This is a genomic window from Neorhizobium petrolearium (genome assembly GCF_017873175.1).
Taxonomy (GTDB): Bacteria; Pseudomonadota; Alphaproteobacteria; order Rhizobiales; family Rhizobiaceae; genus Neorhizobium; species Neorhizobium petrolearium.
The window spans coordinates 1-1,025 of the sequence record NZ_JAGGJW010000062.1 but is presented as its reverse complement, the minus strand read 5'-3'; the positions used below and the strand labels follow the sequence as shown (position 1 = coordinate 1,025).

Below are 1,025 nucleotides of genomic sequence, written 5' to 3'. Positions count from 1 at the left end.
TCGCTTTCCACGGCATCAACACCTCCCGCCAAAAAGCGAAAAGTGTTACCCATGTCTCCGGTACGAAACGTCACCTATCTCTCGGGTTGGGCACTTTATCCGCTACTGAAGATCCGGGCGCCCGGGAGTCCTCGGCGCGGTCTAACGCGTCATAGAAAAGCCGGCCTGCTGCCATCGGCGCGCTTGCGGATCGAAAGCCACCAGGAGTTCGAAGCCCAGGCGGTCCGGACCTGCGCTGGTCTCGACATCTGCATAGCCATTCATGGCGAAACGGCAATCGTCCACCCACCGAAAGCCTTTCAAGGACATGTCGATCACCTCCGGGCGGTCTTCCATAAGCTGCCGTGCCTTCTCGAAGGCAAGAGTTCCGGAGCAGGCACTCTCATCCGTCTTCCCTCCGAACTCCATGAGAAGCGCCAGGCCGGCAAGCGGGACGACGAAAGCGACAGACTTGAAGATACTCAGTCCCATAGGGTTCCATCCCTGGAAAGCCGAAGAGTGCATTCGGCCGACATCAATCAGTCAGGCAATCCTGATAGGCTTATTTACAAAAACAGGATAACACCATTATCCGAATCCGGCCAAGCGCTGCGCGAGAGGGAAGACTGATTGGCATTCATGACGGTATATATAGTGATTTCAAAGACAATCCTGGTATAGATTAGGTTAGTAATGGGCAGTTTACGGCATCTCGAGTTTCGGCTTTATTTCCATTGCGAAACGAACCCTGGAATGATGAGGGGCTGTAATTTTCATATGGGTACTTCATGAAGTTCGGCACAAGTGGTCTTCGTGGACTTGTGGCGGCCCTGGAGGGCCGGGCGTCGTCGCTCTATACGCAGGCGTTTGCGCGGCATTTGATCGAAACGGGTGCGGCAAAGGCGGGTGACGTCATGCTGGTCGGTCGCGATTTCCGGGCATCGAGCCCGGGGATTGCCGCGACCGTTGTTGGCGCCCTGCAGCGTGCCGGCCTGTCGCCGGTCGATTGCGGCGCGGTGCCGACCCCGGCGCTGGCGCTTTACGGG

1 protein-coding gene and 1 pseudogene are annotated in these 1,025 nt (G+C 57.3%); one reads left to right on the top strand and one right to left on the bottom strand.

The annotated features are described in order from the left end of the window. Positions 1-141: 141 nt before the first annotated feature. Positions 142-471, bottom strand: coding sequence for a hypothetical protein (locus J2046_RS33650; RefSeq protein WP_210059152.1), 330 nt, complete (start codon positions 469-471; stop codon positions 142-144). A gap of 296 nt (positions 472-767) precedes the next feature. Here J2046_RS33650 and J2046_RS33645 point away from each other — a divergent pair. Then, positions 768-1,025: pseudogene (locus J2046_RS33645) on the top strand (phosphomannomutase); the annotation flags it as partial.